General features: G+C 63.6%; 22 protein-coding genes. 9 read left to right on the forward strand and 13 right to left on the reverse strand.

Going from position 1 to position 26881, the window contains the following annotated elements:
- Positions 1-3: 3 nt before the first annotated feature.
- The 5 genes from AC0NIL_RS12295 to AC0NIL_RS12315 are packed head-to-tail and all read right to left on the reverse strand — an operon-like array spanning position 4 to position 4627.
- Entirely contained in the window at positions 4-1038 is a 1035-nt protein-coding gene (locus tag AC0NIL_RS12295) for a branched-chain amino acid ABC transporter permease (RefSeq protein WP_027162307.1), read from the reverse strand.
- Complete coding sequence (locus AC0NIL_RS12300) at positions 1035-1910, reverse strand: branched-chain amino acid ABC transporter permease (RefSeq protein ID WP_063170049.1); 876 nt, start codon at positions 1908-1910, stop codon at positions 1035-1037. Before AC0NIL_RS12300 ends, AC0NIL_RS12295 begins: the two co-directional genes overlap by 4 nt.
- Before the next feature lie 12 nt (positions 1911-1922).
- Entirely contained in the window at positions 1923-2636 is a 714-nt protein-coding gene (locus AC0NIL_RS12305) for an ABC transporter ATP-binding protein (RefSeq protein WP_473572429.1), read from the reverse strand.
- Complete coding sequence (locus AC0NIL_RS12310; RefSeq protein WP_473572427.1) at positions 2633-3370, reverse strand: ABC transporter ATP-binding protein; 738 nt, start codon at positions 3368-3370, stop codon at positions 2633-2635. Before AC0NIL_RS12310 ends, AC0NIL_RS12305 begins: the two co-directional genes overlap by 4 nt.
- Positions 3371-3373: 3 nt before the next feature.
- Positions 3374-4627 carry an ABC transporter substrate-binding protein gene (locus tag AC0NIL_RS12315; protein ID WP_027035742.1) on the reverse strand — a complete coding sequence of 418 codons (1254 nt, stop codon included), beginning with the start codon at positions 4625-4627 and terminating at the stop codon, positions 3374-3376.
- A 190-nt stretch (positions 4628-4817) separates the two neighbouring features.
- Between AC0NIL_RS12315 and AC0NIL_RS12320 the strand changes: the two genes are divergently transcribed.
- Both AC0NIL_RS12320 and metH read left to right on the forward strand, forming a co-directional pair.
- Positions 4818-5636: an alpha/beta fold hydrolase gene (locus AC0NIL_RS12320; protein WP_473572425.1), complete on the forward strand. Its 819-nt coding sequence runs from the start codon at positions 4818-4820 to the stop codon at positions 5634-5636.
- A gap of 130 nt (positions 5637-5766) precedes the next feature.
- Positions 5767-9576 (forward strand): methionine synthase, encoded by a 3810-nt coding sequence (metH, locus tag AC0NIL_RS12325; protein ID WP_473572423.1) that lies wholly within the window; start codon positions 5767-5769, stop codon positions 9574-9576.
- Between the two features lie 85 nt (positions 9577-9661).
- On the opposite strand, the gene AC0NIL_RS12330 is transcribed toward metH, so the two are convergent.
- The gene (locus AC0NIL_RS12330) at positions 9662-10066 is read right to left on the reverse strand and encodes a VOC family protein (protein ID WP_013530216.1); all 405 of its coding nucleotides are present in this window, start codon (positions 10064-10066) and stop codon (positions 9662-9664) included.
- 102 nt (positions 10067-10168) lie between these two features.
- Between AC0NIL_RS12330 and AC0NIL_RS12335 the strand changes: the two genes are divergently transcribed.
- Both AC0NIL_RS12335 and AC0NIL_RS12340 read left to right on the forward strand, forming a co-directional pair.
- Positions 10169-10801, forward strand: coding sequence for a TetR/AcrR family transcriptional regulator (locus AC0NIL_RS12335; protein ID WP_024504795.1), 633 nt, complete (start codon positions 10169-10171; stop codon positions 10799-10801).
- A gap of 164 nt (positions 10802-10965) precedes the next feature.
- Positions 10966-12360 (forward strand): multicopper oxidase family protein, encoded by a 1395-nt coding sequence (locus AC0NIL_RS12340; RefSeq protein WP_473572421.1) that lies wholly within the window; start codon positions 10966-10968, stop codon positions 12358-12360.
- Between the two features lie 36 nt (positions 12361-12396).
- On the opposite strand, the gene AC0NIL_RS12345 is transcribed toward AC0NIL_RS12340, so the two are convergent.
- The 3 genes from AC0NIL_RS12345 to AC0NIL_RS12355 all read right to left on the reverse strand — a co-directional run bounded on the left by AC0NIL_RS12345 (position 12397) and on the right by AC0NIL_RS12355 (position 14691).
- A complete protein-coding gene (locus AC0NIL_RS12345) occupies positions 12397-12684 on the reverse strand; it encodes a PTS sugar transporter subunit IIB (protein ID WP_023809203.1) in 288 nt (95 codons plus the stop codon).
- Positions 12685-12703: 19 nt separating this feature from the next.
- A complete protein-coding gene (locus AC0NIL_RS12350) occupies positions 12704-13165 on the reverse strand; it encodes a PTS sugar transporter subunit IIA (RefSeq protein ID WP_027162299.1) in 462 nt (153 codons plus the stop codon).
- A gap of 119 nt (positions 13166-13284) precedes the next feature.
- The gene (locus tag AC0NIL_RS12355; protein WP_013530221.1) at positions 13285-14691 is read right to left on the reverse strand and encodes a PTS galactitol transporter subunit IIC; all 1407 of its coding nucleotides are present in this window, start codon (positions 14689-14691) and stop codon (positions 13285-13287) included.
- Between the two features lie 339 nt (positions 14692-15030).
- On the opposite strand from AC0NIL_RS12355, the gene AC0NIL_RS12360 reads away from it, so the two are divergent.
- Positions 15031-16347, forward strand: coding sequence for an NAD(P)H-dependent oxidoreductase (locus tag AC0NIL_RS12360; protein ID WP_127384497.1), 1317 nt, complete (start codon positions 15031-15033; stop codon positions 16345-16347).
- A gap of 4 nt (positions 16348-16351) precedes the next feature.
- Here AC0NIL_RS12360 and proC read toward each other — a convergent pair whose 3' ends face one another.
- From proC to AC0NIL_RS12375, 3 genes are read right to left on the reverse strand one after another with little or no spacing between them, the layout of a single operon-like run.
- Positions 16352-17167, reverse strand: coding sequence for a pyrroline-5-carboxylate reductase (gene proC, locus AC0NIL_RS12365; protein ID WP_473572419.1), 816 nt, complete (start codon positions 17165-17167; stop codon positions 16352-16354).
- A gap of 60 nt (positions 17168-17227) precedes the next feature.
- A complete protein-coding gene (locus AC0NIL_RS12370; protein WP_027162296.1) occupies positions 17228-18562 on the reverse strand; it encodes an O-antigen ligase family protein in 1335 nt (444 codons plus the stop codon).
- Positions 18531-19529: a glycosyltransferase family 2 protein gene (locus AC0NIL_RS12375; RefSeq protein WP_027162295.1), complete on the reverse strand. Its 999-nt coding sequence runs from the start codon at positions 19527-19529 to the stop codon at positions 18531-18533. Before AC0NIL_RS12375 ends, AC0NIL_RS12370 begins: the two co-directional genes overlap by 32 nt.
- 172 nt (positions 19530-19701) lie before the next feature.
- Here AC0NIL_RS12375 and AC0NIL_RS12380 point away from each other — a divergent pair, with 172 nt between their 5' ends.
- From AC0NIL_RS12380 to AC0NIL_RS12390, 3 genes are read left to right on the forward strand one after another with little or no spacing between them, the layout of a single operon-like run.
- Positions 19702-20874 carry a glycosyltransferase family 4 protein gene (locus AC0NIL_RS12380; RefSeq protein WP_275953977.1) on the forward strand — a complete coding sequence of 391 codons (1173 nt, stop codon included), beginning with the start codon at positions 19702-19704 and terminating at the stop codon, positions 20872-20874.
- Entirely contained in the window at positions 20871-21665 is a 795-nt protein-coding gene (locus AC0NIL_RS12385; protein ID WP_063170060.1) for a WecB/TagA/CpsF family glycosyltransferase, read from the forward strand. Before AC0NIL_RS12380 ends, AC0NIL_RS12385 begins: the two co-directional genes overlap by 4 nt.
- Positions 21662-22585 carry a DUF6492 family protein gene (locus AC0NIL_RS12390; protein ID WP_063172833.1) on the forward strand — a complete coding sequence of 308 codons (924 nt, stop codon included), beginning with the start codon at positions 21662-21664 and terminating at the stop codon, positions 22583-22585. The genes AC0NIL_RS12385 and AC0NIL_RS12390 overlap by 4 nt, the downstream gene beginning before the upstream one ends.
- An 80-nt stretch (positions 22586-22665) precedes the next feature.
- Here the strand turns inward: AC0NIL_RS12390 and AC0NIL_RS12395 are convergent, their stop codons facing one another.
- Positions 22666-23961 (reverse strand): lipopolysaccharide biosynthesis protein, encoded by a 1296-nt coding sequence (locus tag AC0NIL_RS12395; RefSeq protein ID WP_063172832.1) that lies wholly within the window; start codon positions 23959-23961, stop codon positions 22666-22668.
- Positions 23962-24159: 198 nt separating this feature from the next.
- Here AC0NIL_RS12395 and AC0NIL_RS12400 point away from each other — a divergent pair, with 198 nt between their 5' ends.
- Positions 24160-26703, forward strand: coding sequence for a GumC family protein (locus AC0NIL_RS12400; RefSeq protein WP_275953976.1), 2544 nt, complete (start codon positions 24160-24162; stop codon positions 26701-26703).
- The last annotated feature ends 178 nt before the right edge of the window (positions 26704-26881 follow it).

The following is a 26881-nucleotide window of genomic DNA, read 5'->3' on the forward strand; positions in this document are numbered from 1 at the left end:
CGGTCAGGCCGGGCGCTTCAGGCGTCCGGCGACGGCGCCCCATGAAGCTTTGATCATACCGACCAGGCCGCTCGGGTAGGCCAGCATCACGCCGATGATCAGCACCGCCGTGATCATCGGCCGCCACGCGCCGAAATCGGCCATCCATTCGGCGAAGATCGTCAGCACGAAAGAGGCGATGATGGCGCCGTAAATAGTGCTGGTGCCGCCAAGCAGCACCATCGACAGGATGATGGTCGCAAGGCTCATGCCGAAGACGTCGATCGAGGCATTGCGCTGGTAGGCGGCGTAGAAGGCGCCGGCGATGCCGGTGAAGAAGGCGCTCGCGGCAAGCGTCAGCATGCGCTGGCGCACGATCGAGACGCCGCGGCTGATGGCGTATTCCTCATTGTCGCGCAAGGCGACGATGCTGGCCCCGGTGCGTGAGCGCACGAACACGCGCAGGAACAGGGTGCTCGCCACCAGCAGCGCCAGCGCGATGTAGAAATAGGCTGATTTGCCGTCACGGACCATGTTGTGGTCGAACACGTATAGCCCGGGAATGCGCACCAACCCTTGCGTGCCGCCGGTGATGGCGGACTGGCTGATGATCACCTGCATCACCAGCTGCGCGAAGCCGAAAGTGACCAGGATGATGTAGATGCCCTTCAGCCGCAGGATCGGGATGGTCACCAGGATCGCCGCCAGGGTGGCGATGACACCGCTGGCAAACAGCGCGATCCACGGATCGAATTCGGCCAGCTTGGTAAGCAGGCTGTAGGCATAGACGCCGATGCCGAACAGCGCCAGATGGCCGAAATTGAAGACGCCGCCATAGCCGAGGCTGAGGTCCCAGTTCGAGGCGACGATCGCATAGATGAAGGCCATGATTAGGATGTGGCGGGCATAGGTGTCGCCGAAGATCAGCGGCAGCAGTGCCAGAAAGGCGAAGCCGAGCACGAAGCCGATGGCCTCCTGCTTCCACGGCGTGCGGCCGGGAGCGATCGGGGTTGCCGCTTCTGTGTGGCTAAGGGTGATCGGCGATGTCGTGTCGGTCATGCTAGGCCTCGGGAGCGGCTGGCAAAGATGCCCTCGGGGCGCACCATCAGGGTCAGGATCAGCACGCCGAACAGCAGCGCCGGCGTCCAGTACAGGCCGAAATAATAGCTGCAGGCGGCCTCGAAGAAGCCGATCAGATAGGCGGCGAAGATCGGTCCCGAGATGCTCGATATTCCGCCGAATACGACGACGATCAGCGCCTTGAGCAGCGGGTCGCTGCCCATCACCGGCGACATGAAACGATAGCCGCCCATGAAGATGCCGGCGAGGCCTGCAAGCGACGCGGCAATGGCGAAGGCCAGCCCATAGAGCGCGGTGACGTTCAGCCCGACCAGATGGCTGGCATCTTCATTCTGCGCCACGGCGCGCAGCGCCAGCCCGAGCCGCGTGCGGTTGAGGAACATCCAAAGTGCGGCCAGGATCAGCGGCGTGATGACGATGATGGCGATCTGGTGCAGGGAGACGCCGACGCCGCCGATGGTGGTGTTGCCGGTGATCAGCGCCGGGATCTGCTTCGAGCGCGGTCCCCAGATGGTCAGCGCGCCGTTCTCGATCAGCGACCCGGCTGCCAGCGTGGTGATGACGACGACCAGCACGATGTTGGGTCGGCCGATCAGCGGCCGCACGACACTCGCCTGCAGGATCCAGCCGACGCCGGCCATGACGACGACGGCGATGGGAAAGGCGACCGCCGCCGGCAGGCCGAGTTCGACCAGCTGCCAGGCGATGTAGGCGCCCAGCATCATGAACACGCCATGGCTGAAATTGAACACGCCGATCGTCGTCCAGACCAGAGCCAGCCCGACCGCCATCATGGCGTAGAGCGAGCCCTGGAACAGGCCGCCGAACAGGATTTCCGCCAATGCGCTCATCTTCGGATTTTCCTAATGGCCAAAATACATCGACATGATCTCGCCGTGGTCGAGGCTTTCGCCCGGCTTGATCTCGGTCGCAACGGCGCCATGGTTGACGAGGTAGAGTTGCTGCGTCAGTTCCAGCAGGAATTCGATGTCCTGCTCGACGACGATGAGCGGTACGCCGCCGCGCGAAATGTCCATGACGGAGGCGCAGAGCTCGTCCTTGATCTTGGGCGCCAGCCCCAGCGTCGGCTCGTCGAGGATCAGCAGGCGCGGATGGTTCATCAGCGCCGTGCCGATCGACACCATCTGGCGCTCGCCGCCCGACAGCGTGCGCACGCGCTGGCGCCAGCGTTCCGCCAGTTTCGGGAACAGCTTGACCACCTTTTCGCGGTTTTCCGCCTCATGCGGCCGGGCCCGCGGCGAATAGGCGCCGAGCGCCATGCAGTCGGCGATCGAGAGATCGGGAAACAGCCGATTGCCTTGCGGCACATGGATCAGGCCGGCGCCGACGATGGCGCGTGCGCTGTGGCCGACAATGTCTTGCCCGTCGAACAGGATGCGGCCGCTCTTCGGCTGCAGAAGCCCGGAGATCGCACGCAGCAGCGTCGTCTTGCCATGGCCGTTGGGGCCGAACAGGCCGACATTGCCGAAACGGCCGGCCTCCAGCGAGATATCGTGCAGCACGGTGACGCGGCCATAGCCGGCGGTGACGCCTTCGACGCTGAGAATGGGATTCACGCCGCCGACCTCCTCGTGCCGAGATAGGCCTCGATGACGTGCGGATCGGCGATCACGCCTGCCGGATCGCCGGCGGCCAGGACGCGGCCATTGTTGAGCACCAGCAGATGCTGCGAAAGGCTCATCAGGAAGGTCAGCACGTGCTCGATCAGAAGGATGGTGATGCCGCGTTCGGCGGTGCGGCGGATCAGGCCGATCGACGTCTCGATCTCGGGCTTGGTCAGGCTCGATGCCGGCTCGTCGAGCAAGAGCATGCGCGGCTGCATGGCAATCGCCGTGGCAAGCATCAGGCATTTGCGCTCGAACACGGACAATTCGTCGGCAAGCCGGCCGAACGACTGGGATCCCAGGCCGACGAACTCCAGCGCCTCGGCGGCGGCATTGCGGGCCGTGGCCGCTGTCTTTTCCTGCTTGCCGTAGCTGGCGCCGATCAGCGCGTTCTCGAATACGGTCAGCCCGTCGAAGCTGGTCTCGCGCTGAAAGGTCCGGGCAAGGCCGAGGCGCGCGATGGCGTGTCCCGATTTGCCGTTTATGGCAATGCCGTCAAAGCGGATCTGGCCCCGGTCGGGCCCGAACGGGATGCCGGTGATGATGTTGAACAGCGTGCTCTTGCCGCTGCCGTTCGGGCCGGCGATACCGAAGATCTCGCCGGCCTCGACCTTGAACGACACGCCATCGACGGCCTTCAGCGAACCGAAGGCCTTCGACACGCCGTCCAGTTCAAGCAGGGCCATTCCCTACTTCATCCAGGGCTGGAGCTTGAAGGCGCCGGTGGCATATTTCTCAGGCGAGATCAGCGTGCGCTGGCCATCCCAGATCTGGAAGAAGGTGATCGGAATATAGTCGTCGCCCTGCGTGGCAAGGTGGGTGGCGGGATCGAATTTCAGCCGCCCTTCCGCGACCTGCTTGTCGGTCTCCGACAGCGCCTTCATGATCGCCGCATGGTCGGATGCGCCGCCGACCTTCTTGACCGCGTCGAAATAGACATTGGTCATTTCGTAGAGGCCGACGCCGTAGGTGCCGCTCTCGACGCCGTATTTTGCCTTGAACTTGGCTGCCACCTCATCGGCGCGCGGGTTCTTCGGCGTCGTCAGCGCGCCGCCGAGCAGGTTGTAGATGACGCCATCCGATTTCTTGCCGGTCAGCTCGACGAATTCCGGAACGCTCGGCGCGTATTGCAGGAAGACGAGGCTCTTGGTCGGCTGCTCGAGGAACTGGTTGAGGAACGACGCCGAATTGCCCGGCAGATAGTCGGTGTTGATGACGACATCGGGAACGTTCTCGCGCACCTTGGCGAGGATCGAACGCCAGTCGGTCACTTCGCCGAAGGGTACGATCTCGTCGACGGTGATGGTCCAGCCCTTCTCCTTGAACGTCTTCTTCATGCCTTCGGAGATGGTCTTCGAATAGGCATTGTCGGACGAGATGATGGCGACCTTCTTGGTCGGCAGGGTGATCTTGCCGTCGGCCGCGAGCTTCTCGACGAACAGGGTGACGTCGGTGTTGTAGGCGTCGAAGGAAGGCGTCAGTGACCAGCAGCACATGTATTTGTCGGGGCTCGGCGCGATGATGTCCCTGGTCTGCTGCGAGGTGGCCGCCAGCATGTAGGGCATTTCCGCCTCGGCCATGTTGTCGATCTCGAAATTGGTCAGGCTGGCATAGCCGGTCAGCATGAAGTGCACGCCCGGATCGCCAAGCAGGCGTTCGACGGCGCTGGTGACGTTGCCGGCGGACTGATCCTTGACGTCGCCGACCACCAGTTCGAACGTATCCCCGGCAACGCCGCCGGCTGCGTTCGCTTCGTCGATGGCCATCTGCACGCCGCGCTGGAATTCCTGGCCGTCCGCCGCGGCAGGGCCGGTGAGCGGCGCAAGCAGGCCGATCTTGACGACGTCGGCAAAGGCGGGGGCGGCTGATGCGGCAAACATGCCGATCAACGTCGTGCTCATCAGCATATGGCGGATTCGACTTGCGGCGGATTTGGGCTTCATCGTGCTGTTCCCTGTTTTCCTCCCGTTCATCGGGAGTTGGATAATTGACAATCTACGCATAATTGTTCTTATTTGAAAAGGATTTTTCAACGCAACCTGGCCGGGAACAAGGTTCCCGCAAAGGTATGGAAGCCGTGGCGCTTTGCTGCGCAACTGCATTAAAACAGGGCAATTCCCGACGGAGCGGACAATGACGATCTCGCAGAAGACCCTTGAAACCAGCCATGGCAAGATCGCGGTGCGTGAGACCAGCGGCCAGGGAACCGCTGTCATGCTGATCCACGGCAATTCATCTTCCAGTGCCGTTTTCCGCAACCAGTTGGACGGCCCGTTGGGCGAGCGATATCACCTCATCGCTCCCGACCTGCCCGGCCATGGAGCGTCCGGCGATGCGATCGATCCGGAGCGTTCCTACAGCATGGAAGGTTATGCCGATGCCATGACCGAAGTGCTCGGGCTGCTCGGCATCGACAAGGCCATCGTCTTCGGCTGGTCGCTCGGCGGCCATATCGGGCTTGAGATGATCGACCGCTTTCCCGGCCTGCTTGGCTTGATGATCACCGGCACGCCGCCTGTCTCGCCCGAGGAGGTCGGCAGCGGATTCAAGCCGAGCCCGCATATGCATCTCGCCGGGCAGGAGACCTTCACCGGCGCCGACGTGGAGGCCTATGCGCGCAGCACTTGCGGCGAGCCGTTCGAGCCGTTTCTCATCGACACGGTGGCGCGCACCGATGGACGGGCGCGGCGCCTGATGTTCGAAAAGTTCGCGGCCGGCACCGGCCGGAACCAGCGCGAGATCGTGGCCGGCAAGACGCCGCCGATCGCCGTTCTGAACGGCATCGACGAGCCATTCGTCAACACCGATTTCGTCTCGGCTGTGAAATTCTCCAATCTATGGGAAGGCAAGGCGCATCTGCTCGACAAATCCGGCCACGCGCCGTTCTGGGATTCGCCCGATCGCTTCGATCCGATCTTCGCCCGCTTCCTGGCGAGCGTCGACAGAGCGTAGGTCCGTCGGAAAACCGGCGCCACGGACCCGCCTTCGCGTTGGGTGGGTGACAATCACGCGCATCTGCCGTATATTGACATAAAGATATCCTTATGTGACATGAAAAGGCCTGTCGCCAAAGGGATAAAAAATGTCGCAGAATTCTGCCTCGCTGGACGCATTGTTCGGCCCCGTCGCGGCAAAACCCGACGGCTCGGAGGTGCTTGCTGCACTCACCGCGGCGGCGCGCGAACGCATTCTCATTCTCGACGGCGCCATGGGCACGCAGATCCAGGGCCTCGGGTTTAACGAGGACCAATTCCGCGGCGAGGCTTTCGCAGGCTGCGCCTGCCATCAGCAGGGGAATAACGACCTCCTGATTCTGACCCAGCCCGGGGCGATCGAGGAGATCCATTATCAATACGCCATCGCAGGCGCCGACATCCTGGAGACCAATACTTTCTCCTCGACCTCGATCGCCCAGGCCGACTACGGCATGGAAGATGCCGTCTATGCGCTGAACCGCGATGGCGCGCGGCTGGTCAGGCGCGCCGCTGTTCGGGCCGAGCAGCAGGACGGCAAGCGAAGGTTTGTCGCCGGAGCGCTCGGGCCGACCAACCGCACCGCCTCGATGTCGCCCGACGTCAACAATCCCGGCTATCGCGCCGTGACCTTCGACGATTTGCGCCTCGCCTATGGCGAGCAGCTGCGCGGGTTGATCGATGGCGGCGCCGACATCATCCTGATCGAGACCATCTTCGACACGCTGAACGCCAAGGCGGCGATCTTCGCGGCGGAAGAGATCTTCATCGAGAAGGGCGTGCGCCTGCCCGTGATGATTTCGGGCACCATCACGGACCTCTCCGGCCGCACGCTGTCGGGCCAGACGCCGACCGCCTTCTGGCATTCGGTGCGCCATGCCAACCCCTTCACCATCGGCCTCAACTGCGCGCTCGGCGCCAACGCCATGCGAGCGCATCTGGCCGAAATATCCGGTGTCGCCGACACCTTTGTCTGCGCTTATCCGAATGCCGGCCTGCCCAACGAATTCGGCCGGTATGACGAAAGCCCGGACTTCATGGCCGCCCAGATCGAGGATTTCGCGCGTGAGGGACTGGTCAATGTCGTCGGCGGCTGCTGCGGCTCGACGCCGGAGCACATCCGCGCCATCGCCGAGGCGGTGCGGAAGTATCCGCCGCGCGCCATTCCGGACATTGAGCTCAGGATGCGCCTGTCCGGGCTGGAGCCATTCACGCTCACCGACGAGATCCCCTTCGTCAATGTCGGCGAGCGAACCAATGTCACCGGCTCGGCCAAGTTCCGGAAACTGATCACGGCGGGCGACTATGTCGCCGCGCTCGACGTCGCCCGCGACCAGGTCGCCAACGGCGCGCAGATCATCGACATCAACATGGACGAGGGTCTGATCGATTCGAAGAAGGCCATGGTCGAATACCTCAACCTGATCGCCGCCGAGCCGGACATCGCCCGCGTTCCTGTCATGGTCGACAGTTCGAAATGGGAGATCATCGAAGCCGGCTTGAAATGCGTGCAGGGCAAGCCGCTGGTCAACTCCATCTCGATGAAGGAGGGCGAAGAAGCCTTCCTGCATCATGCCAGGCTGGTCCGCGCCTATGGCGCCGCCGTCGTCGTTATGGCCTTCGACGAGGACGGCCAGGCCGACACCAAGGCGCGCAAGGTCGAGATCTGCACCCGCGCCTACAAGCTCCTCACCGAGCAGGCCGGCTTCCCGCCCGAGGACATCGTCTTCGATCCCAACGTGTTCGCCATCGCCACGGGCATCGAGGAGCACGACAATTACGGCGTCGACTTCATCGAGGCGGCCGGCGAGATCACCGCCACGCTGCCGCATGTCCACATTTCCGGCGGCGTGTCGAACCTGTCTTTCTCGTTCCGTGGCAACGAGCCGGTGCGCGAGGCCATGCATGCCGTATTCCTTTACCATGCCATCCAGCGCGGCATGGACATGGGCATCGTCAATGCCGGCCAGCTCGCCGTCTACGATACGATCGAGCCTGATCTGCGCGAGGCCTGCGAGGATGTCGTGCTCAACCGCGCGCCCAAGGCCGGCGGCACCGCCACCGAACGCATGCTGGAGATCGCCGAACGCTTCAAGGGCACGGCCGGCAAGGAAGCGCAGGAGCGCGATCTCGTCTGGCGCGAATGGACTGTCGAACAGCGGATCAGCCATGCGCTGGTCAACGGCATCACCGAATTCATCGACGCCGACACCGAGGAAGCACGGCTTGCCGCCGAGCGGCCGCTGCATGTCATCGAAGGTCCGCTGATGGCCGGCATGAACGTCGTCGGCGATCTGTTCGGTGCGGGAAAGATGTTCCTGCCGCAAGTGGTGAAGTCGGCGCGGGTGATGAAGCAGGCGGTGGCTGGACTGCTGCCGCACATGGAAGCCGAGAAGCTGGCAAACGCCGCCAACGGCATCGACAATGGCGAACGCAAAACGGCCGGAAAAATCCTGATGGCGACGGTCAAGGGCGATGTCCATGACATCGGCAAGAACATCGTCGGCGTGGTTCTCGCCTGCAACAATTACGAGATCATCGATCTCGGCGTCATGGTGCCGGCGGCCAGGATCCTGCAGACGGCGCGCGAGCAAAATGTCGATATCATCGGCCTGTCCGGCCTGATTACGCCGTCGCTGGACGAGATGGCGCACATGGCCGCCGAGATGGAGCGTGAAGGCTTCGACATTCCGCTGCTGATCGGCGGCGCGACGACCAGCCGCGTGCACACGGCGGTGAAGATCCACCCGCGCTACAGCAAGGGGCAGACGGTCTATGTCACCGACGCCAGCCGCGCGGTCGGCGTGGTCTCATCCTTGCTGTCCAACGAGAGCAAGGGCGGCTTTGTCGATACGGTGCGCGCCGAATACAAGAAGGTCGCCGATGCGCATGCCCGCTCGGAAGCCGACAAGCAGCGTTTGCCGCTGGCCAAGGCGAGGGCCAATGCGCATCGGATAGACTGGTCCGAATATGAGCCGCCGAAGCCGTCCTTCACAGGCGTCAAGGTGTTCGAGAACTGGGACCTGACCGAGCTCGCGCGCTACATCGATTGGACGCCGTTCTTCCAGACCTGGGAGCTGAAGGGCCGCTATCCCAAAATACTCGAAGACGAGGCGCAAGGCGCCGCCGCGCGCCAGCTGTTCGAGGATGCGCAGGCGATGCTGAACAAGATCATCGCCGAGAAATGGTTCGCGCCGCGCGGCGTCATCGGCTTCTGGCCGGCCAACGCCGTCGGCGACGACATCAGGCTGTTTACGGACGAGAAGCGGTCGCAGGAACTGGCGACGTTCTTCACCTTGCGCCAGCAACTGACCAAGCGCGACGGCAAGGCCAATGTTGCACTGGCGGACTTCGTCGCGCCGGCGGAGTGCGGCAAGCCGGATTACATCGGCGGCTTCATCGTCACCGCCGGCATCGAGGAGGTGGCTATCGCCGAACGGTTCGAGCGGGCGAACGACGACTATTCCTCGATCATGGTCAAGGCGCTGGCCGACCGCTTCGCCGAAGCCTTTGCCGAGCGCATGCATGAGAAGGTGCGCAAGGAATTCTGGGGCTACGTGCCAGACGAATCGTTGGCGCCGGACGAGCTGATCGGCGAACCCTATCGCGGCATCCGACCGGCGCCCGGCTATCCGGCTCAGCCAGACCATACGGAGAAGGCGACTTTGTTCCGGCTGCTCGACGGCGAAGGCAATGCCGGCGTGAGACTGACCGAAAGCTATGCGATGTGGCCGGGTTCATCCGTCTCGGGGATCTATCTGGCGCATCCCGAAAGCTATTATTTCGGCGTCGCCAAGGTCGAGCGCGACCAGGTTGAGGATTATGCACGCCGCAAGGCGATGCCGTTGACCGAGGTCGAGCGCTGGCTTGGCCCCATCCTCAACTACGTGCCGGCACACTATGCCGAGGCGGCTGAATAGCCGATGCCGGCGCGCCTGACGGAAGCGACAGGCGAATGCCGGTCGCTTCTCCAGTGTCATCCTGGCCCGCTTCGATTCCTGTGGGCTATTGCATGGCCGACGGGTTCATCCACAGCAGCTCCCAGACGTTGCCGTCCGGATCTTCGATGTGGCGGTTGAACATGAAACCAAGATCCTGCGCCGGGTTGGGATCGGCGCGACCGCCTGCCGCCACGCCCTTCTCGATTACGACATTGACCTCGTCCTTGCTGTCGACGGTGAGTGCGATCAACATCTGGCTGTCCCGCTTGGGGTCGCCGATCGGGCGCGCTGTGAACTGGCTGTAATGCTGGTGCGTCAGCAACATGACCCCGATCGAGTCTGAGAACATGATCGAGCTGGACTGGTCGCTTGAGAACTGCGGGTTCAGCGTGCCCCCGATCGCGAGATAGAACTTGGTCGCCGCCTGCAGATCGCGTACCGGTAGATTGAGGAAGATCATTTTGGTCATCGGTCTAAGCCTTGCTGCCGTTGATGGGTACTAGCCAGTCTAGTACTGTGACCATGGCTACCATGCGGGAACGGTACCGTCTAGTACTGGTTGAGAGGCGCTATGAAAATTGATGGTGAGACCAGGTCGGCTCGCAAGGATCGTGAAATCATTGAAGCGGCTACGGCCGCCTTCATCGCCAAGGGCTATGATGGAACCAGCATGGAAGAGATCGCCACCAAAGCAGGCGCATCCAAGCAGACTGTCTACAAGCATTTCACGGACAAGGAGACGCTTTTCGGCGAAGTCGTCGAGTCCACCGCCAGCCAGACCAACGATGTCGTCGAGTCCGTGACGATGCTGCTTTCCGAGGCGAAATTCATGGAGGGTGGGCTACAGCAGCTTGCCCGACGCATGACAACGACGCTGATGGACGAAGAGCTGCTGAAGCTGCGGCGTCTGATTATCGCCAACGCGGATCGGATGCCGCAGCTTGGCCGGAGCTGGTATGAAAAAGGTTTTGAACGCATGCTTGCCTCGGTGGCATCATGCTTTCAAAAGCTTACCAGTCGAGGCCTGTTGCAGACCAGCGATCCCCGTCTGGCGGCCAGCCATCTCTTCGGAATGCTTCTCTGGATCCCAATGAACGAAGCCATGTTCACCGGAAGCAACCCGCGTTCGAAGGCGGACCTCGAGCGGCACGCCGATGCTTCGGTCGAAGCATTCCTTGCCGCCTATGGGGCGCGGCCGAAATAGTCGCGCGCCGCTCCGCCAGCGATGCTTATTGTGGTCGATTGTCCGTCCACGCCAGCATCTTTTGCTTAAGGCCGGTGGCGGAGTCGGCTTAGGCACAGGGTGCTCGCTTACGATCCAAGGCTGCGATAAACCCAGGGCAGCCGTCTTTGCAGCTGGAGCGTCAAATGACCGTACTCACCCGACGCCGGCTTTTGAAAACGGCAGCGATTGCCGGCGCAGGCGGGGTCGGGCTTTCGGCCATGGGCCGGCTTGGTGGCTGGGCCGCTGCCACGCCTGAGCCGGTGGTTTTGCAGACGGCAAAGATCCAGGCGAAGCTGATGGATATCGGCCGGACCAGGGATGTGCTGACCTATGGCAACGCCGGAATGCCGCCCGTGCTCAGAATGAAAAAAGGCCAGCCCTTCGCTGCACGCCTTGTCAACGCGATCGACGATCCGACGACGATCCACTGGCACGGTATTCGCGTTCCAAACAAGATGGACGGCGTGCCGTTCCTGGTCCAGCCCTACGTCTACACCGGCGATCATTTCGACTACGCCTTCACGCCGCCCGATGCCGGCACCTTCTGGTACCACCCGCATTGCAACACGCTGGAGCAGATGGGCCATGGCCTGACCGGCGTGATCGTGGTCGAGAATCCCCACGATCCGAAATTCGATGCCGAAATCGTCCTCAATTTGCGCGACTGGCGCCTCGGCGACGACGGTCAGTTCATCGACCAGTTCCGGCCGCGCGATGCCGCGAGAACCGGCACTTACGGCACGGTGCGCACCGCAAACTGGCTCGACCAGCCGCAATATGATGCGCCGGCCGGCGGACTAGCGCGGCTGCGCGTCGCCATCACCGACGTGACGCGCATCTACGCTTTTCGCGTTGACGGTGCGGAGGCGAGTGTCATGGCGCTCGACGGCAATCCGGTGCCTGAGCGTTTTTCGCCCGATGCCTTGCTGCTTGGACCCGGCCAGCGCATGGAGCTGGCCATACGCATGCCCGACGAGGAAGGCGCGATCGTCAGCTTGAGGGACGTCAGAGGCACCAAGCCAAAAATCCTGGCAACCCTGCGCGCGACAGGAAACTCCCTCAAACGGGACATTCGCGATGTTGCTCCACTGGAGCTCAATCCGGTGGCGGAAGTGGATCTCGCCAGTGCCAGGCATATTTCCCTGGCGCTCAGCGCCACGGCGGAAAATGTCCCGAGCGATGGCATCTGCGGCTCGCTGGGCTACAGTTTCTGGGCTATCAACAAAGTGCCGTGGCCCGGCGACACCAAGGATCCGACCGCGCCTCTGGCCGAACTGAAGCTTGGCCAAAGCTACGTCATCGACATGGAGAACCTGACGCCGCAATCCCATCCGATGCATCTGCACGGCATGAGCTTCAAGGTGCTGTCGTCCTCGACGCGCCAGGTTCAGCCCGTGATTTCCGACACCTATCTCATCCAGCCCAACGAGAAGGTTCAGCTCGGCTTCGTCGCCGACAATCCCGGCGACTGGCTGCTGCACTGCCACATCATCGAACACCAGAAATCGGGAATGACGAGCTACGTCAGGGTGGTGTGATCCAGTCAACGGAGGCGTCGCCGGCCCGTGTGACTGTCACTTGCGCAATTGCGCCTCGATCTCGTCGAGCACTTTGTCCTTGCCGATGCCGGTGAGGAAGGCGAGGCCCTTGATGACCGGCTTGGTCACCGAAGCGGAGATCGGGGTGGTTGCGACGATGAAGTCGACATTGTCGGCCAGTCCGGGCACTTCGGTGGCCTTTGCCTGCTGGGCATTGAAGGTGAGGCCGCGTTTCTTCATTTCCTCGGTGACGGCGACGTTGACCGCGGTCGAGGTGGCGATGCCCGTGCCGCAGGCGAAGAGAATGGTTTTCTGTCTGGACATCTCTGCTTCTCCTTGGTTATCAGCCGAGTACGGCTCGCACGTCTTCGAGGGTTCTGGCCGACCTCAAATCATCCAAGGCTTGCGGGTTCTGGATGGTGGCCATGACGGCCTGCAGCGCCTCAATCTGCTTGTCCTTGTCGTTGATGGCAAGCAGGAAGACGAAGCCGACCGGCAGCATCTCGTCGGGATCCTCCATGTTGGCGAAGATCACCGGTTGCTTCAATGTGCCCATCGCGATGCCAGGCTTCAGCACATGTTCCGGATCGGTGTGCGGCACCGCGACATTGTCGGAGCGTTCCAGCGGCAGTCCGGTCGGGATGGTCAATTCGCGGCGCACGACCGCGTCGGCATAGGAGCTTTTGACATATCCAAGTCTCTCCAGCCGGCCCGCCAGGATGCGGATGATCTCCTCATTGGTCGAGGCATCGGATCCGAGCACGATCGCGTCGGGATCCAGAAGCTGCATGAGGCCGTCGGACATTCTTTGCTCCGTCGATGAAATCGTGCGCCCCGAGGAGGGCGCACGATCGGGCTCCGTCGATGAAATCGGGCGCCCCGAGGAGGGCGCACGATCGGTTTGAAGGGTGGACCCTATCAGGTTCAGGCCGTCTCTTCGGCCGGCTCGTCTTCGGCGCCCGCGGCCCGCTCCCAGCCGAGCGGATTGCGGCGGTAGAGGACAAACAATGCCGCGATGACCACCGCGATCACGATGATGCCGACAAGTCCAAGCCCCTGGATCGCCTCGATGACCACGTAAGGCACCCACAGGAAGCCGTCGACCACCGAGGTGATCTGCAGCGCATCCGCCGGCAGCTTGAAGCCCGATGCGACGGCAGCACTTGTGAACAGCGGCGCCAGCGCGTTGGCGACGTAGAAGCCGATGGCCAGCGTCACCGTGCCGATCACCACCATGCGGAACACGTTGCCTTTGACCAGCGGCGCGGTCATGGCGACGATGAAGGGAATGACCGCAAGGTCGGCGAACAGGATGACGCGGTTGCCCGGCAGGATGATGGACAGGATGATCGCGATCGGCACCAGGATCAGCGACGACGAGATCGCGGCCGGATGGCCGATCAGGATCGCGGAATCGAGGCCAACAAGAAGCTCGCGATCGCCCGTGCGCTTGCGCACGAATGCCTGGGCTGCGTCGGAAACCGGCAGCAGGCCTTCCATCAGGATCTTGACCATGCGCGGCAGCAGCAGCATCACCGCGGCCAGCGTCATGCCGGTGCCCAGAACCTTGGCCAGCACCACGCTGAGATCACCCGCATTGTAGAAGGCGATCGCACCAAGCACGAGGCCGATGATGAGGCCCATCACGACAGGTTCGCCGAACACGCCGAACCTGCGCTCGATCGTATCGGTGTTGATGTTGATGCGGTTGATCCCGGGAATGCGGTCCATGATCCAGTTGAGCACAATGGCGATCGGCAGGATCTGCGCCGAGGCGAGATGCGGCACGGAGATGCCGGGCACGCCGTAGAACTGCTGTACCGCGCGCGCCGACCAGTCGGCGAACAACAGCGAGAGTGCTGCGACAAGTGCTGCGACCGCGATGCCATAGGCCAGGTTGTCGGTTGCGGCGACCACCAGCGAGCCGACAAAGGCGAAGTGCCAGAAGTTCCAGACGTCGACATTGAGCGTGCGCGTCATGCGTGTCAGCAACAGCACGATGTTGACGAGGATGCCGACCGGAATGACCCAAAGGCCGACCGATGAGCCGAAGGCGATCGCGGCCGCGGAGGGCCAGCCGACATCGATGATGTCGCGATGGATGCCGGTGTTGGTGACGATGGCCTTGGCGACGTCGCCAATCGACGTGAACATGAGGCCAAGCACCAGATTGATGCCGATGAAGGCGACGCCGATGGTGACGGCGGCGCGAAAAGCCTTGCTGACCTTGGCGCCCAGAACCACGGCGATGACGAAAATGACAATTGGCAGCAGGATCGTCGGGCCAAGCGTATCGATGGCCCCTTTTAGGCCCGCGAGAACAGTATCCATTTTTCCTCCCCTGGAGCCGCGAGCCTTCGCTCGACGCCTCGCAATGATGCTCCATCCAGCCTTTGACGCCGTGGCGCAAAGACACTCCCCAATTTGCCCAGAGGCGAATGCTTCCCGACTGTCGCGTCGGTGAACATTTGCCTTTGTTGACAAACGAATGTTTTATTGGGGTTGTCCGCTGCAATGTCAATTGGTTGGGCTTCGGCGAATCGAGCCCCGGCGGACGTGCCTTCCGAGACGATTTCGTGGGAAATTGCCGGTCGCGACCGGGTTTCGTTGGCAAATAGAACCCATTCCCTGCTATCCGACCCCAAATCACGAAGCTGTGGACATTCCTGCATGACCAACGTCGCCCTGACCGGGCTTGCCCGTGATCTCGCCAAGCGTGCCGCCGAGAACCGCCCGGTGCGCATCGGTGTCATCGGTTCGGGCGAAATGGGCACCGATCTGGTCACGCAGGGCATGCTGATGCCGGGCATTTCGGTCTGCGCCGTCTCGACGCGCCGCCCGCACACCGCGCGCGACGCTATCCGTATCGCCTATGGCGACGAAGCCATGGCGGTCGAAGCCGACACCGCCTCGAAAGTCACCGCGGCAATCGAGGCGGGAAAAATCGCCGTCACATCCAACGAGATGCTGGTCACCAATCCGCTGATCGACGTCGTCATCGACGCCACCGGCAAGCCGGGCGTCGCCGCCGATTTCGACCTCATGGCGATGGAGCACGGCAAGCATCTGGTGATGATGAACGTCGAGGCCGACGTCACCATCGGCTGCTATCTCAAGCAGCAGGCCGACCGGCTTGGCGTCGTCTATTCGGTGGGTGCGGGCGACGAGCCGTCGAGCTGCATGGAACTGATCGAGTTTGCGTCGGCGCTCGGGCTGACCATCGTGTCGGCCGGCAAGGGCAAGAACAACCCGCTCAACCACGATGCCGTGCCGGACGACTATCGCGCCGAAGCGATCCGCCGCAACATGAACCCGCGCATGCTGGTCGAGTTCGTCGACGGCTCCAAGACCATGGTCGAGATGTGCGCCATCGCCAACGCCACCGGGCTGGTGCCGGACGTCCCCGGCATGCACGGCCCCAAGGCCGATCGCGACGACCTCGCCAAGGTGCTGATCCCGCGCGAGGATGGCGGGCTGCTGTTGAAGAAGGGCGTCGTCGACTACACGGTCGGCAAGGGCGTCGCGCCCGGTGTCTTCGTCATCGTCGAAGCGACGCATCCGCGCATCATCGAGCGCATGGACGATCTTCATATCGGCCACGGCCCCTATTACAGCCTGTTCCGGCCATACCATTTGACCTCGCTGGAAGTGCCGCTGACCGCCGCCCGCATCGTGCTTTTCGGCAAGCCCGACATGGTGCCGCTGCCGCGGCCGGTTGCCGAAGTGTGCGCCGTTGCCAAGCGCGACCTTGCCCCCGGCGAGACCTTCGATGCGATCGGCGAGACTTGTTACCGCTCCTGGACGATGACCGTCGGCGAAGCCCGCGCCCAGCGCGCCGTGCCGGTCGGCCTGCTCGAGGGCGGCAAGGTGCTGAAACCGGTCACGAAAGGCGAATTGCTGACGGCGGATAATGCGTCGCCCGACCAGACGACGAGGCTGTTCGCCTTGCGCCGGCTGCAGGATGAGATGCTGTACGGGACAAACTGAGGATTTATCTCCCCAGTTCGACCGACCGCAGCCGCGCAGCCTCCACCGCTTGCGTCAGCAGATTGGTCAGCCGGTCCTCGCCCATCAGAACGGCCAGCGCCGCGGCCGTCGTGCCGTTGGGGCTGGTGACCTGCCGGCGCAGCACGCCCGGTTCCTCGCCGCTTTCGGCGGCGAGCGAGGCGGCGCCATAGACGGTCTGCATGGCGAGCAGCTTGGCGGTCGCCGTCGGCAGACCGGCCTTCTCGGCGGCAACCGTCAGCGCTTCGATGAAATGGAAGATATAGGCCGGCCCCGATCCGGACACGGCGGTCACCGCATCCATCAGGCCCTCATCGTCGATGGTGGCCACTTCGCCGCTCGCCGACAAAAGGTCGGCGACGAAACGCTTGGTGTCATCGGACACGAGCTTGTTGGAGAACACCACCATCATGCCCTTGCCGATCGCCGCGGGCGTGTTGGGCATGCAGCGCACGATCGGCGCGCGGTTGCCGAGGATTTCCTCGAAGGTGGCGGCAGGCGTGCCGGCGGCGATGCTGACGAAGGTGGTGCGGCCGTCGCCGAAGCGCTTGTAGGCGGCCGTGACGTCGCGGATCACCTGCGGCTTCACCGCGATGACGACGAGATCGGGCAGGGCATCGGCCGGTATGTTACCGGCATCGGCTGATGTCGCGCAGCCCAGCGTTGCCGCGCGATTGCGCAGATCGGCATTGGGCTCGACCACGAAAACCGCCGACGGCGCGAGCTTGCCGGATTTCAGCCAGCCCGAGAGCATGGCGTAGCCCATATTGCCGCAGCCGGCGAGAACAAGCCTGATCGTCATCGAAAGCCCTCCAGAGGAAGGCCTTCACATAGACGCTGGCGCTTCCCTGGGGAAGCCCCATCAGGATCGCGAGCCACGATCGGGATCGCGCACCGCGATTGGCCGCAGCGACACTTGCCTGAGGCCGAGCACGCCGAGCACGAAGAACAGCCAGACCGGGTCGCCGCGATGGAAGAAGAAGCTTTCGAGGAAAGCGTTAAGCGCCGTGAACAGCACCACCATCATGAAGAAGTCGCCGAGAAAGATGTTTTCCCTGCGCAACGGAATGCGCATGTAGTCGCGCAGCGGCGCGATGAGGAAGGTGTAGACCGCCACGCATAGTGCCGGAATGCCCATCAGCACGGCGATGTCGAGATAGCCGTCATGGCCGTGCACGATGGTCCTGATGTCCCAGGGCCGGTCGAAGGGCTGGTCCTGGTTGAGCAAGAGCGGCGTGCCCCAGAAGCTCTCATAGCCGTAGCCGGTCCATGGCTTCTTCGCCAGCATGCTGCCGGCGAACTCCCACAGCGTCGTGCGGCCGGTATAGGTCATGCCGGGGAAATAGATCGCCGCCAGATGTTTTACAGGCGGCAGGAAGACGATGCCCAGCGTGCCGACAGCCGTGGCGATGATGGCCAGCGCAAACAGGATCGGCGTGCCGAGCCGCATGCCTATCAGGCTCGGGAACATGACGATCAGGATCGAGAACGGCACCAGGCCGGCTGTCGTCTTGGAGCCGGTGTGCAGCATGAAGATCATCGCCGCGAAGAAGATCCCGGCGCCCCAGTAGCGCTGCCCGCGCCGGTAGAGATAGAGGCCTGCGAAGCTGAGGCAGGCCATGACCGGCCCGGCAATGTTCTTGTGGGTGAACACGCCGCGCCACAGTCCGGCATGTTCGGGCTCCTGCGAGTCGGCTGTGTGCATCGCCTCGTGCGGAAAGACGATGAGGCCGAGATAGGAAAGGCCCATGACCACGACGGCGGTGAAGATGATCACCTTCGAGAAGGCTTCGGCGTCGCGCGGCAGCACTAGGATCGTCGCCATCGTCAGGATGCCGATCAGGGTGAAGGAGGCGGCGCGCATCGCCGAAGGCGGATCGGTCGACAGGATCACCGAGAGGAAAAAGAAGCCCAGCATCAACACCCAGGATGGGCTCAGCAGCGAGCGCACCACGCGCGGATCGGCAAAGGCCATCAGCGAGAAGATCGACATGGCGCCGAGCGAACCGAAGCCAAGCTGGTTGACGATGTCGCCGCCTTGACCGGTGAGTTCGGCGCCGCCCGGCTGGAACGGCCGGAACGACACCATGATGACGGTGAACAGCAGCGCGGCAATGGCGGTGGCCACGCCTTCGCGCGTGAACGCGTCGCCGAGCGGCGCGCGCTCAGTTTTTCTCAGGCTGGCGGTACTGCTCATTGGCATATCCGAATTCGGCCAGCACGCGGCCCAGCGCCACATGGACGGGGTAGATGGCGATCGCCGGCGATCGGGTCCGCGCCAGCCGGATCATGCCGCGAAACGGCGAGGCGGCAAGCAGTGCCAGGCTCTTCAGCAACACTTTGGCGCCGGCCATTGGCGTGCCGGCGCGCTTCTTCTTTTCGACCAGTGTCGAGATGACGCCGTTGCGCAGGCTGCGGGCGCGGATCCAGTCGGCTTCGATACGCCGCGCCGGAACGGTTTCCAGCACCTTGGCCTCGGCGCACCAGCCCAGCACAAAGCCCTTTTGCACCGACCGGCTGAGAAAGTCGGAATCGCCGCCGCCCATGAAATTGAATCTGAGATCGAGAAAGGGCGGACCCATGGCGATCAGCACGTTGCGCCCGACCAGAAGATTGCCCGACGAATAGAGCGCCGGCACGCGTCCGGTTTCCCGGTAAGGCGGCGCGAACACCGGATGGTCTGCCCATCGCGCATGGGCGGGGTCGGCAAACACGGGCACCTGCGGGCCGCCGACAATGTCGGCGCCGAGCGTTTCGGCAGCCAGGCACATCCGTTCCAGCCACTGCGGATCGGCGATCTCGTCGTCGTCGATGACCAGCAGATGCCTGAAGTTCGGGAATTGCAGGATGGCTGTCTGCCAGCCGGCATTGTAGGCGCTGCAATTGCCGCGCTCATGCGCGATGATCACCAGGCCCGGCATTTCGCCCCGCTCGAACAGCGGCAGCACCGCCTTGGCGCCGGCCCGCGCCTCGGCTTCGTTCTCCATGACGATCACGGCAAAGCGCCTGCCGGTTTGCTGCGCGCGCAGCGACGCCAGCGTTTCCAGCACCTGCTCCGGACGCTTGAAGGTCGGCAAGGTGACGACGGCTTCGACGGCCTCGACGTCAAGCCGCGGCGTGCGTCCCGCGACCGATACCGAACCGTCCGATGGCAAAGGGATCATCCGTGTCCAGCCACATGGTGAGTTGGGCTCTGGTAGCACCACGGTTGATAAGGTTTCGTTAATCACCTTGTACGGAGAAGCCCGCCAGGCAGCGGCTTTCGGCCGTCGAATGTGCAGGCTTAATCAAGGGTTCACCGCACTTTGCTACCGGCTACACCACTGGATAGGTAAGATGCATCTGCTGTTCGCCACATCGATCGTGCCCGACGGCGCTCTCGCCTCGGGCTACGAGATCGCCAACGCTGCGATCATCGCTGCCTTGCGGCGCGCTGGCGCGCGCGTCACCGTCATCGGCTTCACCTGGCCGGGGAAGCCCGCGGCCGACCCCGAAAACACCGTGGTGCTGGGTGCGATCGACGTGCGCACGGACAATGCCTCCGCGCGGCAAAAGCTGGCCTGGGTCGGCAAGGCGCTGCTTTCGGGCCTCACCTTCGCGTCGGTCAAGCTGCGCGCCGTGTCCGACAGCGATGTTCTCGCTGCCATTGAGCGTGCCGGACCGTTTGACGGCTATGTCTTGAATTCCGTGCAGTTCGCTGGCGCCTTCGAAAAGCTGTTCGCTGAGCGGCCTTCGATCTTCGTTGCCCACAATGTCGAGCATCTTTCGGCGCGGGAGAATGCCGCTGCCGCCGGCAGCCTCTTCCAGCGCCTGCTGTTTCGCCGCGAGGCGAGGCTGCTCAAGACTATGGAAGAGCGTCTCTGCCGCCGGGCGCGCTTCGTCTTCACCCTGGCCGAGGAAGACCGCGCCGCGCTCGGTGTCGCCTCCGACAACCGCTCGGCGGTGCTGCCGCTGGTGACCGGTGCCCAGGCGCCAACCCTGAAAAGCCCGCGCCGCATCGACTGCGACGCCGCCCTGATCGGCACCTGGACCTGGCAGCCGAACCGCATCGGCCTCGACTGGTTCCTGGGCAAGGTCGTGCCGCATCTGCGGCCCGATTTCCGCATCCGCATTGCGGGCCACATGCCTTCGGGCGTCGCGTCGAAGCACCCGGGTGTCGAATTTGTCGGCCGCGTGCCCGACGCGCAAGCTTTCGTGCGCGGTGGTGCCGTCATCCCGCTGATCAGCACCGCCGGCAGCGGTGTCCAGTTGAAGACCATCGAAACCTTCGAGCTCGGCCTGCCTTCGGTCGCCACCAGCCGTTCGTTGCGCGGCATCGACCACCGTCCTTCCAATTGCGTCGTCACCGACGATCCCGTTGCCTTCGCCAGGGCGCTCGAGGCTGCGGCGGCCGACATCCGCGACGTTGACGGCAGCGCGTTCCGGGGCTCGCAGGTCAAGGCGCTCGACGCTGCCATCCGGCTCGGCCTCGAAAAGCTCGCACCTCTCAGGCAGGAGGCGTTTGCATGAACATGCATTCCGCCCGCGCCGCGTTCGGGCTCGACACGCTGAAGACGATCCTTGGCATCCCGGTGGTTGCGGTCCGCTGGAACGATGCCATCGCCCTGCTGAACCGGCTGATTGCCGAGCGGCGCTTCACCAAGGTCAGTTTCCTCAACGCCCACAATGCCAACATCGCCTATACCGACCCGGTGTTCGCCGAAGCACTCGATGATTTCCTCATCCTGCCCGACGGCATCGGCATCGATCTGGCGGCGAGGCTCCTCTACGGGGCGCCGTTTCCCGACAATCTCAATGGTACCGATTTCGTCCCGGCCTTCCTGCAGGCCTCGACGACGCCGCTGACCGTCGGGCTGCTCGGCGCGACGCGCGTCAACGCAGAAGCGGCGTCGGTCAAGCTGGCGGCACTGGCCGTGCAGCACCGGTTCGTGGTGATCCATGACGGCTATTTCCCCCCTTCGCAGGAGCAGGAAATCGTCGACCGGATTGCCGCGCTTCGGCCCGACGTGCTGCTCGTGGCCATGGGCGTGCCGCGCCAGGAATTGTGGATCGAACGCCATATCGACGCGCGCCATTGCACGCTGCCGATCGCCGTCGGCGCGTTGCTTGATTTCCTGAGCGGCGCGGTGCCCCGCGCGCCCTTGTGGATGCGCCGGCTGCGGCTCGAATGGCTGTTCCGGTTGGCTGTCGAGCCGGGCCGCCTGTGGCGCCGCTATGTGGTCGGCAACCCGCTGTTCCTGCTGCGCGTCGTCAGGCAGAAATTCTCGCTTGCGCCCGAAGCCGCGGGAGATACCAAATGAACAGCAGGTTCGTGCCAGGTGCCGCTGTCGAGCCAAGCCCGCTCCGGCAGACACCGACGGCGGCCATCGTGACGGCAAGCTATGCGCCCGATTTCGAGCGCTGTCGCCTGCTGTGCGAGACACTTGATCGCCACGTTTCTGGCGCGGCGCACCATTACATCCTGGTCGAGCATCGCGATGTCAGTCTGTTTCGCCAATTGGAGACCGGCCGCCGCACGGTGGTCGACGAGCGGGAATTGCTGCCGCGCTGGCTGCACGCCTTCGACGATCCGCTCAGCCTGTTTCGCCGGCGCGTCTGGCTCAGCCTGAAGACGCAGCCGCTGCGCGGCTGGCATGTGCAGCAGTTGCGCCGCATCGCCATCTCGGCGCATGCATCTCAAGACGTGCTCATCTTCTGTGATTCCGATGTTACGTTCCTGAAACCTTTCGACTGCGGCGCCTTCTGGCGCGACGGCAAGGTGCGCCTGTTCCGCCGCGACGCTGTGCTGGCGGACGAAGGTCATGAGGAGCATCGCATCTGGTCGCGCAATGCGGGATCGGCACTCGGCATCGACCCGTCCCGGACGTCGATCCATGACTACATCTCGACGCTGATCGCCTGGCGGCGCGACACCGTGCTGGCCATGTGCGGCGAGATCGAGAAGGTCCATGGCCGCAACTGGGTCGAGGTCGTCGGTTCGGCGCGCAAATTCTCCGAATGCATGATCTACGGCCGCTATGTCGACGATCTGCTGGACGGAGCCGGCCACTTCCACGGTTCCGAAGAGTTCTGCCGCGTGCACTGGACCGGCGAAGCGCTTTCGGATGACGAGTTCCGCCGCTTCGTTGCCGCCATGGCGCCGGAGCAGGTGGCGATCGGCATGCAATCCTTCATCGGCACCGATATCGGCCGCATCCGCCGCCTGATTGGGCTGGATTAGATCATCCCGAAAAGCGGAAACCGGTTTTCTCGGACAAACGATTTCCGTTTGTCCAGAAGTCATGCACAAATGAGAAAGCCCTAGACGGGCTTTGCCGGCTTGCGCATCGCCGAATAGGTGAGCAGCGTCGAGGCGAGATACAGAAGCAGGAAGACGACATTGAGCGACAGCACCAGCTTCGGCGTGTCGAGGATGGTCGTCAGCACATAGGTCAGCAACAGCGCCTTCAATCCGGCGAGCAGGCCGAGATTGAGCGCCCGCACCAGCGTCTGGCCGCGTGCGAACAAAAGCTCGGCTTGGTATTCGACCAGATTGCGCAATCCCGGCACGCAGATTGCCAGCACCACCAGCGGGGCAGCCTCGGCGACATTCTTGCCGAGTGCATTGGGGAAGAAATGCAGCACGATGCCAAGTGTCAGCAGCGCCAGCGTCGAAACCGCGAACACACCGCCTTCGATGCCGCTCTTGACCGCCAGACGCGACAACAGTTCCGGCGCGCGCATCATGCGCTGCACCAGCATCATCGAGAAGGTGCGGATCGGAATCGCCGTCAGGTCTACCAGCCGCATGATGATGGCGTAGATGCCGGCCAGATGCGGGCCGCCGATCGCCAGCACCAGCAGCTTGTCGAACTCCATCTGCAGGTAGAACAGCACTTCGGCGCCGGCCACATAGATGGAATCGGCCAATCGCCGAAGATACAGCTCGACGCGCAGCCGCAGCCTCTGGCGCGGGTAGAAGAAGCCGAAGGCGATCAGCAGCGAGGCGGCATTGGCGCCGATATAGAACCAGGACCATATCCAGACGCTGTGTTGCGCTGAGAACATGAACAGCACCGCGCCGAGCGCCCGCAGCGCGGTCGCCAGGATGGCCAGCAGCGCGGCACGGCCGAACTTGCCCAGGCCGTTGTTGACGATCAGCGCCGCCTCCACCGGCCGCCACAACAGCGCCTCGGCAAAGACGATTGCGGCAAACACCGACAGCGGCACGGTGTCGGCGAAGAAAAGCAGATAGACGCCGAACGAGGCCACGGCCAGCAGCGGCAGCGACAGCACGCCGAGCAGCAGGAAGCCGGCGGAAAAGGTGCCGATCAGATTGGGGCGGATGGTGGCGGTGCGGTAAAGCGCCGAGATGAACCCGAAAGCGAGGATGCGCGACAGCATGACGCCGGCCGCCGACGCGGTGGCGAACATGCCGAATTCGGATATCGACAGCGTGTTGGCCAGCGCGATGAAATAGGCCAGCGAAAACACCAGTCGCCCACCGGCACCGCTGATCGCTGAGAAATAGTCGCGAAGCAGCCCCCGTCGTTCGGCCAAAAAGCTGCCGATCCGGGCGAGGGGCCGCCTTTGCGGTATGTCACTGGCCTGCGTCATGTCTCAAGGAGAGCCTAGGCCGGAAAACTTAACGTGCCGTTCTGGCGGCTGGGCTTGTGTCGAAAATAGATGCAACCGAAACGAGAAACCGACGCTTCGGCGCGGGAAAATTAACCTTTTGTTTTCCATGCCTGTTTAGCGTGGCTTAACGACTGGCCAATCTCCGTTCGCAGGTCGCCAAGGGTAAAGTTCCAGACGATGGTCGACAGGGAAAACCGCGAAGACTGGAAGCGCGAGCGCTCATTGCTGGCGCTGGGCCAGGCTGTGCGTGGCGACGAACCCGACGCGTCGCTGGTCTCGATCGGCGACCGGGCAGACCCGTCATGGCGCGAGGACGCCGCCACGCGTCATCGCCTCGCCCGCTCGCAGCGCGAGGCGCGCAACCCGAAACTGTCGGGGGATCCGGTCGCGGCCGACGGGGATCATGAGCAAGCTTACCGCGCGCAAACCACGCCACGGACACAGCCCGGTGCCGCCGAAACCGCTGGCGCACGTCGCGCCGATCATACATCGGAACCTTACGCTGCAGGCGACGCGTCGTTATCCCGAAACGACGGCACGGACAGCCAGCAGTGGAAGCCGCTGATCGATCCGATGCAGGTGGTGCGCGGTGTCGGCAAGTCGAAGCTGCTGATCGTGACGACGACACTGCTGGGCGCCGCGCTCGGCATCACCGTTGCGCTGTCGACGCCGAAGAAATATGAGGCCACCACCGAACTGATCGTCGACCCGCGCGACCTGAAGCTCACCGACCGCGATCTCACCCAGTCGGTCGTCGCTTCCGACGCCACGCTGGCCATCGTCGAGAACCAGGTTCGGGTGCTGACATCAGGCACTGTTCTCAACAAGGTCGTCGACAAGCTCAATCTGGTCAACGATCCGGAATTCAATGGGCAAGGCGGCGGCGGCCTCAGCGTCATGTCGCTCATTCGCTCCGTCCTGTCCCGCAATGATGGGCCGGGGGGTGTCGACGACAGCCGTCGCCGCGCGCTTGCTGTCGGCAACCTGGCTGAGAGCCTTTCGGTCGAGCGCGGCGGCAAGACCTTCGTCATCACCGTCAGCGCCACCACGCAGAATGGCGAGAAATCGGCCCTCATCGCCAACACGATGACGGATGTCTTCCTGCAGACTTTCGGCCAGATACAGTCGGACACCGCAGGCCGCGCCACCGACGAACTGACGGCCAGGCTCGACGAGTTGCGCAAGGGCGTCGAGGCAGCCGAGCGCAAGGTCGAGGATTTCAGGGCCACGCACGATCTCGTTGACGCGCAGGGCCATCTCATCAGCGACGATGAGATGCTGAAACTCAACGAGCAGCTGTCGGTCGCGCGCGCCCGGACCCTGGAACTCAACGCCCGGGCGGCCTCGGCGCGTTCGGTCGACGTCAATTCGGTTCTCACCGGTACCTTGCCGGAGGAGATCAACTCCAACACGATGAGCGATCTGCGTTCGCAATATGCGTCGCTCAAGCAGGAAGCTGACCGCGCCGCCATCCGGCTCGGGCCGCGTCACCCCGAACTCCAGGCGATCAATGCCCAGATTGCCGGCGCACGCGACCGCATCGCCTCGGAGCTGCGCCGCATCGGCTCGTCGCTGCAGGTCGACCTCAAGCGCGCCGTCCAACTCGAACAGGATCTTGCCTCTCGCCTGGCGCAGCTGAAGGTCCGCAGCGGCGACGTCAACAGCGACCTCGTGTCGATGCGCGAACTGGAGCGCGAGGCGACCGCCAAGCGTTCCGTCTACGAACAGTACCTGCTGCGCGCCAAGGAGACCGGCGAGCAGAAGGACATCAACACCGCCAACATCAATGTGATCTCGAAGGCCTTCGCGCCGCTCGAGCCGAACGGGCCGTCGCGGGTCGTGGTCGCGCTCGCCGGCCTGTTGCTGGGTTTCGCCTCCGGCATTGGCCTCGGAGCCATGCGTGGCGCCTATGAGAGCCTGCGTGACACCGCCAATTCGCGCTCGCGTCGCGACCATGGCGCGGACGAACGCCGGACGCCTTACGAAGACAAGGCATATCGGGCAGCGCCGCCGCCGGCGCCGCCATTACCACCAGCGCCGCAGCCATCGACACCCCCGCCTGCATCACCACCGCCGGCCGCGCCACCGCCTGTCCAGCAAGCCGAGGTCTCGCCGGCAGAAAGTCCCGGCCGGATCGGTGCCTTGCTGTCGAGGCTGCACAAGTCCGTCTCGCGCAGGCCATCCCGGGAGGAGCCGTTCGATACCGTCGAATGGGCCTCTGCCGAAAACGAGGAGCCAACGCAGGATCCGCAATACCGCGCCTATCCCCGGCCGGCGCCGGCCTTCGAGCCGCGGCAGGCGGTCGCGACAGCATACCCGGCACCACCTTTCCAGCCCGGCGGCCATCCGCAGCAGACGGCGCAGCCGCCACTGCCGCCTCCCATGATGACGCAGCGGCCATATTCCGGGCCGCAGCTCTATCCCTACGCGCAGCCATTGGGCTACGCGCAGCAGCCGGGCTATCCCTATCCGCAATCGATGCCGGCCGCCAATGCCGGGCAGCAGTCCGATCCGGCTCAGCCCGCTTCCGAGTCTTATCCACAGCCGCCCGTCGCGCAGCAGCAGGCGCCTCAGCCTCATCAGCGATCGGCGGAGCCGTCGCGGGCCGTGGAGGATGCCGAGCAGCAAGCGCCAATCGAGGAAATCCGCGCCAGCCTGCGCGAATTCCGCGAAGCGGTTCGCGAACTGACCGAGAGCCGCACGCGCCGCCGCTACTTCTGAGCCACAAAAATCTGCGCGGTGCCGTACAAAAACATGCCGGTTTCGCGTAAACGGCATGGGACGGCGCTTTGGCGGGATTGCATGTTGGATTTTTCGTGAAGATGCCACGCTGTGAAAGATCGAAAAGCGCGTCGCTTCCGGAAGCGACGCGCTTGGGCATTCTGGTGTTGAGGGTGGT

Source organism: Mesorhizobium sp. WSM1343 (assembly GCF_055901535.1).

Bases quoted from the DNA above. Each gene is read 5' to 3' on its own strand.
- AC0NIL_RS12400 (WP_275953976.1), top strand. From the start codon at position 24,160: ATGGTCGACAGGGAAAACCGCGAAGACTGGAAGCGCGAGCGCTCATTG.
- AC0NIL_RS12340 (WP_473572421.1), top strand. From the start codon at position 10,966: ATGACCGTACTCACCCGACGCCGGCTTTTGAAAACGGCAGCGATTGCC.
- AC0NIL_RS12300 (WP_063170049.1), bottom strand. From the start codon at position 1,910: ATGAGCGCATTGGCGGAAATCCTGTTCGGCGGCCTGTTCCAGGGCTCG.
- AC0NIL_RS12385 (WP_063170060.1), top strand. From the start codon at position 20,871: ATGAACATGCATTCCGCCCGCGCCGCGTTCGGGCTCGACACGCTGAAG.
- AC0NIL_RS12345 (WP_023809203.1), bottom strand. From the start codon at position 12,684: ATGTCCAGACAGAAAACCATTCTCTTCGCCTGCGGCACGGGCATCGCC.
- AC0NIL_RS12355 (WP_013530221.1), bottom strand. From the start codon at position 14,691: ATGGATACTGTTCTCGCGGGCCTAAAAGGGGCCATCGATACGCTTGGC.
- AC0NIL_RS12350 (WP_027162299.1), bottom strand. From the start codon at position 13,165: ATGTCCGACGGCCTCATGCAGCTTCTGGATCCCGACGCGATCGTGCTC.
- AC0NIL_RS12390 (WP_063172833.1), top strand. From the start codon at position 21,662: ATGAACAGCAGGTTCGTGCCAGGTGCCGCTGTCGAGCCAAGCCCGCTC.
- AC0NIL_RS12315 (WP_027035742.1), bottom strand. From the start codon at position 4,627: ATGAAGCCCAAATCCGCCGCAAGTCGAATCCGCCATATGCTGATGAGC.
- AC0NIL_RS12330 (WP_013530216.1), bottom strand. From the start codon at position 10,066: ATGACCAAAATGATCTTCCTCAATCTACCGGTACGCGATCTGCAGGCG.
- AC0NIL_RS12335 (WP_024504795.1), top strand. From the start codon at position 10,169: ATGAAAATTGATGGTGAGACCAGGTCGGCTCGCAAGGATCGTGAAATC.
- metH (WP_473572423.1), top strand. From the start codon at position 5,767: ATGTCGCAGAATTCTGCCTCGCTGGACGCATTGTTCGGCCCCGTCGCG.
- proC (WP_473572419.1), bottom strand. From the start codon at position 17,167: ATGACGATCAGGCTTGTTCTCGCCGGCTGCGGCAATATGGGCTACGCC.
- AC0NIL_RS12395 (WP_063172832.1), bottom strand. From the start codon at position 23,961: ATGACGCAGGCCAGTGACATACCGCAAAGGCGGCCCCTCGCCCGGATC.
- AC0NIL_RS12360 (WP_127384497.1), top strand. From the start codon at position 15,031: ATGACCAACGTCGCCCTGACCGGGCTTGCCCGTGATCTCGCCAAGCGT.
- AC0NIL_RS12320 (WP_473572425.1), top strand. From the start codon at position 4,818: ATGACGATCTCGCAGAAGACCCTTGAAACCAGCCATGGCAAGATCGCG.
- AC0NIL_RS12295 (WP_027162307.1), bottom strand. From the start codon at position 1,038: ATGACCGACACGACATCGCCGATCACCCTTAGCCACACAGAAGCGGCA.
- AC0NIL_RS12375 (WP_027162295.1), bottom strand. From the start codon at position 19,529: ATGATCCCTTTGCCATCGGACGGTTCGGTATCGGTCGCGGGACGCACG.
- AC0NIL_RS12310 (WP_473572427.1), bottom strand. From the start codon at position 3,370: ATGGCCCTGCTTGAACTGGACGGCGTGTCGAAGGCCTTCGGTTCGCTG.
- AC0NIL_RS12370 (WP_027162296.1), bottom strand. From the start codon at position 18,562: ATGAGCAGTACCGCCAGCCTGAGAAAAACTGAGCGCGCGCCGCTCGGC.
- AC0NIL_RS12380 (WP_275953977.1), top strand. From the start codon at position 19,702: ATGCATCTGCTGTTCGCCACATCGATCGTGCCCGACGGCGCTCTCGCC.